Annotated in this window: 2 protein-coding genes; both read right to left on the minus strand. The window is 57.8% G+C overall.

Translation table 11 applies throughout. From position 1 onward, the window contains the following. The coding region (locus FN633_RS03550; protein ID WP_154058811.1) for a type VI secretion system Vgr family protein at nt 1–1,911 on the minus strand (1,911 nt) is incomplete at its 3' end. A gap of 335 nt (nt 1,912–2,246) precedes the next feature. Beyond that, nucleotides 2,247–3,707 carry a mannitol dehydrogenase family protein gene (locus tag FN633_RS03555; protein ID WP_154056764.1) on the minus strand — a complete coding sequence of 487 codons (1,461 nt, stop codon included), beginning with the start codon at nt 3,705–3,707 and terminating at the stop codon, nt 2,247–2,249. Nucleotides 3,708–3,822 lie beyond the last annotated feature (115 nt).

Raw genomic sequence — 3,822 nt, forward strand, 5'->3', positions numbered from 1 at the left:
CCTAAATTTCGCCCGCACCGCCGCCTCAATATCACTTTTATGCTCTGCACCCGGCGCGGTAGTTCCTGGCTGGGTTCCGGATACATTGAGGTGAATCTTGCTGCCGGTGGTTATATACCCTTCCCCCTCAACAAAGAGATTAAACTCTTTGCCGATGAGGTTAATCTGACCGTTGGCGTTCAGCTCGATTGCACTCTCCCCGGAGACCAGACGCAGCTTCGTACCCGAGGCAATGACATACTGATCCACCGCCGCGTCCAATTTCCCCTTCCCGGTCAAGATCTCGCTTTCCCCTTTTACTGCCTGAGTCCGATTAGCCTCAACGCGGTGCAGTTCATTTTTGCGCACGTAGTGGCTGCGTCCACCGTTTACGCTGTGCGTCTCATCATTCTTCACGTGGGTGTCCATATTCCGCTCGGCCTGGATCCACACCTGCTCCTCTCCCGCTCTGTCCTCAAAGCGCAGAACGTTGGCGTTATCCGGCGAACCATCCTTGGTGCGGCTCATGAATCCCATCTGCGTAGCGGCGGCCGGGAGTGCCCACGGCGGCATGCTCGCCTCGTTGTATACCCTGCCGGTGATGATTGGCCGGTCCGGATCGCCGTTGATAAAATCCACCACCACCTCGTCGCCTACGCGTGGGATCTGCACCCCGCCGTAGCCCTGGCCTGCCCACGCGCTGGAGACGCGCACCCAGCACGAACTGGTATCATCTCCTTTCGCCAGCCGGTCCCAGTGGAACTTCACCTTCACCCGGCCGTATCTGTCCGTCCAGATGCTCTCGCCCTCCGGCCCTACTACCCTTGCCGTCTGCGGGCCGTACGTTCGCGGCCACGGGGCGGTCTGCGCCGGGCGGAACACCACCGCCGCCGGGATAACCGTAAACACGGTAGAGTGAACGGTGTCATCTTCAGACCCGCTGGCGTAGCGGTTCTCCACAAACTCATAGGTTGCTGAAGTGGTCAGGTATTCGCCGTTGTCGCTGAAGAACGGCGCATCACTCAGGGTGAAGATGTACCCCGGCGCGATGCCCATTGCCGTGGCGGTGGCGTGTATCTGTCGGTGTTCCACCTGCCAGCGCTCCTGACGGATGCGGGCATAAAATTCGCCGTGGCCGTGCTCTACAAAACGCCCCGGCCAGTCATAGACATCAATGCTTCCCGGCTGCGATGAGGCAGCGTTCTGCTGCGCCTGCAATAGCCATGCATTCGGCTTGCGGAAGTCGTAGTCGTCCAGGCTGTAGAGCCCCGGCGTCACGCTGTCCTCCAGGGCCCACTGGCCGATACCCTCCTCGTCCGTGCTGCCGCCCGACGGCGTTACGTGGTAGGGAATGATTTCATAGCCGCTGAAGGGCTGATGCTGCCCGGCTGCATCCGTCAGTACCAGCGTGTGCCTGTCCGCTTCATGGCGGAAATGGTAAGCAATGCCCTCCAGCTCCATCAGACGGCTAATAAACGCGAAGCTGCTCTCCTGATACTGTACGCAGTAGTCCCACACCCGGTAGCTGCCGGTAAGCCTGTTCTCCACGCTGACCTGAAACTCGCCCAGCAACGTGTTGACGATCTGCGGTACCGTCTGGCCCTGAAAGATGCGCAGGTTGCGGTCACGCTTCATCGGCCACAGGTCCGGCTCGACGATCAGCTTATACGCCGCATAGCGTTTACCGGTCAGCTCCACCGCACTTACGGCCGCCTTAGTGATTTTGCCGTTGATGTAACGCGGAGACAGCGGGTTCTGCGTCGGGATGGTGATGGTCACCGGCTGGCCCAGCAGCATGCTGCGATCCAGACGGGCATCGGTACCAAGCACGGTTAGCGTCAGTTCAAACGACTCGGACATCGCCTCACGGCCAGCGAGTTTCCAGAAAAGCAGTCCCTCAACGGCAAGCTGAACGGTTATTCGATTGTGCAAAATGCCTGATCCCTATAAGCAAAATAGAGCGGATCTATACCCTGACTACCTGGCGGGCTGCACTAGCAGGATGTAAGCAGGTTATTCTTTGTAGAAGCATGCAGAAGGCAACGAGAAGACCTAATAGCTGGGTAGGATAACGAAGAGAGAAGATCGCCAGGTCACTCAGGAGCCGTATACCGCGAAACGGCAGATGACAAAAACAGCCCAGCGGCAACACCCGCTAATAATTTGATAAATAACGCATTAGGAAATTCTTAGAGGCCAGAAAAATAAATAAAAAAATGCCGATCGCTGTTAATCGATCGGCATTGCATTGCGAAAACGGCGTTTGATTAACGTTGCGCGTACTGTGCGACCGTGGCTTTCGCCCCTTGAGTCAGCAGTTGCTGATAAGCCTGCTGGATCCTTTCCACGAAAGCACGCTCCTGCGGCAGCTCTTTACCAAAGATCGCTTCAATGCCCAGCAGCGCCATCACGCGGGCTTCGCCCTCTTCGCTACCGCTCACCGCCTGCTGAATAGTAGACAGCAGCGGATCGCTGACCTCAATCGCCTGCCCTTGCTCATCTACGCCGCCAACGTAACGCATCCAGCCTGCCACACCTAGCGCCAGCAGGGAGAAGTCGCTGTTGTGCACCAGATGCCAGCGAACGGAATCCAGCATACGCTGGGGCAGCTTCTGGCTTCCGTCCATCGCGATCTGCCAGGTACGGTGGCGCAGCGCCGGGTTGCTGTAGCGGTCAATCAGCAGATCCGCGTAGTGAGCCAGATCGACGCCCTTCACCTTCAACGTCGGTGCCTGCTCGTTTAACATCAACGCATGCGCAGCGCGGCGATAGTTTTCGTCTTCCATGCACTCGTTGATGTGCTGGTAACCGGCCAGATAGCCAAGGTACGCCAGAAACGAGTGGCTGCCGTTGAGCATTCTCAGCTTCATCTCTTCGAACGGCACTACGTCAGCCACCAGCTCTGCGCCCGCTTTTTCCCACTCAGGACGTCCGGCAACGAAGTTATCTTCTACCACCCACTGACGGAACGGCTCGCAGGCCACGCCCGCCGGATCGCGTACGCCGGTCAGCTGTTCGATTTTGTCGAGCGTATCCGCCGTTACGGCCGGAACGATACGGTCCACCATGGTTGACGGGAAGGTGACGTTTTGCGCAATCCACTCGCCAAGCTCAGCGTCCACCGCCCGAGCGTAGGCGCAGACTACGTTGCGCACCACGTGACCGTTTTCCGGCATGTTATCGCAGGACATCACGGTAAAGGCTGGCAGTCCAGCGGCTTTGCGGCGGGCCAGCGCTTCAACGATCACGCCCGGCGCGGACTTCGGCTGCTGCGGGTTTTGCAGATCGGCAACGATCAGAGGATGATCCAGCATTAACTCGCCGGTGGCAGGCGCATGGCAGTAGCCTTTCTCGGTGATGGTCAGAGAGACAATTGCCACCTGCGGCTCACAGAGCGCGGCAAACACGGTTTCCAGGCCGTCGACCTGAGCGTGCAGAGCGCGTTTTACTACCCCGACGACGCGCGCCGTCCAGGCATCGGCGGACATCTCCGCCACGGTATAGAGGTTATCCTGCTGCTTAAGATCGGCAATCTGCTGCTCGCCGCCGATCAGATTGACCTCGCAGTAGCCCCAGTCACTGTTGTGATCTGCCGCCAGGATGTCCGTGTAGACGCCCTGGTGGGCGCGGTGAAATGCACCAAAACCTAAATGGACGATACGGGGAACCAGTTTTGTACGATCGTAGTCAGGCAGCGTAGCCTTTGCCGTTAAGAGCGTGTTTTGCATTATATGACCTATGGTTTGATGAGATCAGGACGCATTGAGAGTAACGCTTGTATGGTTGTATGCTTTGACCTGAATTAAGCTTTTAGCAATTGGTATGACATCATAGGAAAGTTAT

This window comes from Pseudescherichia vulneris (assembly GCF_902164725.1).
In the GTDB taxonomy this organism is placed as follows: Bacteria; Pseudomonadota; Gammaproteobacteria; order Enterobacterales; family Enterobacteriaceae; genus Pseudescherichia; species Pseudescherichia vulneris.

Excerpts from the sequence above, each read along its gene's own strand:
- FN633_RS03555 (WP_154056764.1), bottom strand. The coding sequence starts at position 3,707 with ATGCAAAACACGCTCTTAACGGCAAAGGCTACGCTGCCTGACTACGAT.